This is a genomic window from Sphingomonas sp. NPDC019816 (assembly GCF_050274375.1).
In the GTDB taxonomy this organism is placed as follows: domain Bacteria; phylum Pseudomonadota; class Alphaproteobacteria; order Sphingomonadales; family Sphingomonadaceae; genus Sphingomonas.
Window position 1 is genome coordinate 1 of the sequence record NZ_JBNNOB010000226.1, and the last position, 3,063, is coordinate 3,063.

Sequence of the window (3,063 nt, forward strand, 5' to 3'; positions counted from 1 at the left end):
CGCCGTGCCGTGAAGGCACCGGCTGGATGTGGCGCGTGATGGAGCGGATGCGCACCGGCGATGCCGATGTGTCCGAGATCGACACGCTGTTCCAAGTGACGAAGCAGGTCGAAGGCCACACCATCTGCGCGCTGGGCGACGCGGCGGCCTGGCCGATCCAGGGCCTGATCCGCCACTTCCGCCCGGAGATGGAACGCCGCATTCGCGAACGCAAAGGCGAGACGGGCGGCAACGCCCCGATGATGGAAGCTGCCGAATAATGCCTAAGGTCAAAGTCGACGGCGTCGAGATCGAGGTGCCGCAGGGCGCCACCGTGCTGCAGGCCTGCGAGCTTGCGGGCAAGGAAATCCCGCGCTTCTGCTATCATGAGCGGCTGTCCATCGCGGGCAATTGCCGCATGTGCCTGGTTGAGGTGAAGCCTGGGCCCCCCAAGCCGCAGGCGTCGTGCGCGCTTCCGGCGGCGGACAATCAGGAAATCTTCACCACGACCCCGATGGTGAAGGCCGCACGCGAAGGCGTGATGGAATTCCTGCTGATCAACCACCCGCTGGATTGCCCGATCTGCGATCAGGGCGGCGAGTGCGACCTGCAGGACCAGTCCATGGCCTATGGCAAGGGCCATAGCCGCTATGACGAGAACAAGCGGGCCGTCACTGAGAAGTACATGGGGCCGATCGTCAAGACGGTCATGACCCGCTGCATCCAGTGCACCCGTTGTGTCCGCTTCGCCGAAGAGGTCGCGGGCGTGGAGGAGATCGGCGCGATATATCGCGGCGAGAATATGCAGATCACCTCGTACCTCGAACAGGCCGTGTCGAGCGAGTTGTCGGGCAATGTCGTCGACCTGTGCCCGGTGGGCGCGCTGACGTCCAAGCCCTATGCGTTTGAGGCGCGTCCGTGGGAGCTGAAGAAGACGCTCGCCATCGACGTGATGGACGCGGTCGGCACCAACATCCGCCTCGACAGCCGTGGTCGTCAGGTGCTGCGCTGTGTGCCGCGCATCAACGACGAGGTGAACGAGGAGTGGGCGAGCGACAAGACGCGTCACGCGATTGACGGTCTGGTCCGTCGTCGTCTCGACCGTCCGTTCATCCGCCGCGACGGCAAGCTGGTGCCCGCCACGTGGGACGAGGCCTTCGCTGCGATCCGTGACGTGAACGCCGGGTCGAGCGTCGCCGCGATCGCCGGTGATCTGGTCGATTGCGAGACGATGTTCGCCGCCAAGGCCCTGCTGGCCAAGATGGGTTCGAGCCTGCTTGAAGGCCGTCAGACCGGCATGGACTATGACGTGTCGAGCCTGGCTGCGGTCAACTTCAACACGACCATCGCGGGCGTCGAGAAGGCCGATGCGATCCTGCTGATCGGCACCAATCTGCGCTGGGAAGCGCCGCTGGTGAACACCCGTATCCGCAAGGCGATCAAGAAGGGCGCCAAGGTCTTCGCGATCGGCCCCGAAACCGACCTGACCTACAAGGTCGAGTGGCTGGGTGCCGACCTGTCGGTGCTGGGCAACCTGCCCGAGGCGGTGACCGAGCTGTTCGGCAAGGCTGTGCGTCCGATGGTCATCGTCGGTGGCGGTGCGCTGAAGGGTGCGCATGGCGCGAGCCTGAAGCTGGTCGACGAGTTCAATCTGGTGCGGACGCTGGAGGATGGCTCGGCCTGGAACGGCTATAACGTCGTTCACATGGCGGCGTCGCGCATGGGTGGCCTGATGCTCGGTTACGCGCAGAAGGGCGGCATTGCCGACGTAGTTTCGGCTGCGCCGAAGCTCGCCTTCTTCCTGGGCGCCGACGAGGTGGACTTCGCCAAGTTCGCCAGGAGCTTCAAGGTGTTCGTCGGCCATCATGGCGACAAGGGTGCACATCACGCCGATGTCATCCTGCCGGGCGCGACCTTTGCCGAGAAGTCGGGCACCTGGGTCAATCTGGAAGGCCGGGTACAGCGCGGCGACCGTGCGGTGTTCGCTCCGGGCGATGCGCGCGACGACTGGACGATCTTCCGCGCGCTGTCCGAAGTGCTGGGCCAGACCTTGCGGTTCGACACGCTGGAAGAGCTGCGCGCCGCGATGGCCGCAGAGGTTCCGGCGCTGGGCCAGGTCGGCCTCGTGACCTTCGACTGGGCCGCGCCGTCGCTGAACGCGACCGCGTCCGGCACGATGGACGGCTATCCGATCAAGGACTTCTACCTCACCAACGCGGTCTGCCGCGCCAGCCCGACGATGCAGCGCTGCTCGGCCGAACTGGTCCATGGTGAGAGCTATGCGGAGGCAGCGGAGTGACCGCGTTTTTCAACTCGACGCTCGGCCTTCCCTATGGCTGGGCCTGGACGATCGCGACTTTGGTCGGGATTCTGGCGATCGCGCTGCCGCTGATGCTGGCGGTGGCGATGGTCATCTATGTCGATCGCAAGATCTGGGCGGCGATGGCGCTGCGCCGTGGTCCGAACGTGGTCGGCCCCTTCGGTCTGCTCCAGTCCTTCGCCGACGGTCTGAAGGTCTTCCTGCAGGAAACCATCGTCCCGGCGGCCGCCAATCGCGGGCTGTTCCTGCTGGCGCCGATCATCACCTTCACGGTCGCGCTGATCGTCTGGGCAGTGGTGCCGTTCCAGCCGGGCGTGGTCGTCGCTGACATCAATGTCGGCCTGCTCTATGTCCTCGCCGCCTCGTCGCTGGGCGTGTACGGCGTGATCCTGTCGGGCTGGGCGTCGAACTCGAAATACCCATTCTACTCGGCGCTTCGTGCCGCCGCGCAGATGGTATCCTATGAAGTCGCGATCGGCTTCATCCTGATTTCGGTCGTGATGTGGGCGGGCAGCTTCAACCTGACCGCGATCGTCGAGGCGCAAAAGAGCGTGCTGGGGATTCCGGTCAACGGGTTCTTCCTTAACCCGCTGCTCTTTCCGATGGCGGTGATGTTCTTCATCTCGGCGCTGGCCGAGACGCAGCGCGCGCCGTTCGACCTGACCGAAGCGGAGTCGGAGCTCGTCGCCGGCTACCAGACCGAATATAGCTCGATGTCGTTCGCGCTGTTCTGGCTGGGCGAGTACGCCAACGTCATCCTGATG

3 protein-coding genes are annotated in these 3,063 nt (G+C 64.9%); all 3 read left to right on the forward strand.

What is annotated here, in order from left to right:
• Window positions 1-260 (forward strand): NADH-ubiquinone oxidoreductase-F iron-sulfur binding region domain-containing protein (locus ACQKJZ_RS18745; protein ID WP_427733146.1); only part of this gene is annotated, 260 nt, incomplete at its 5' end.
• Window positions 260-2,278, forward strand: a complete 2,019-nt coding sequence (nuoG, locus tag ACQKJZ_RS18750) for an NADH-quinone oxidoreductase subunit NuoG (protein ID WP_427733148.1) — start codon at window positions 260-262, stop codon at window positions 2,276-2,278. The genes ACQKJZ_RS18745 and nuoG, both read left to right, overlap by 1 nt.
• Window positions 2,275-3,063, forward strand: a 789-nt coding sequence (locus ACQKJZ_RS18755) for a complex I subunit 1/NuoH family protein (protein WP_427733150.1), incomplete at its 3' end; no start/stop codon positions are given. The genes nuoG and ACQKJZ_RS18755, both read left to right, overlap by 4 nt.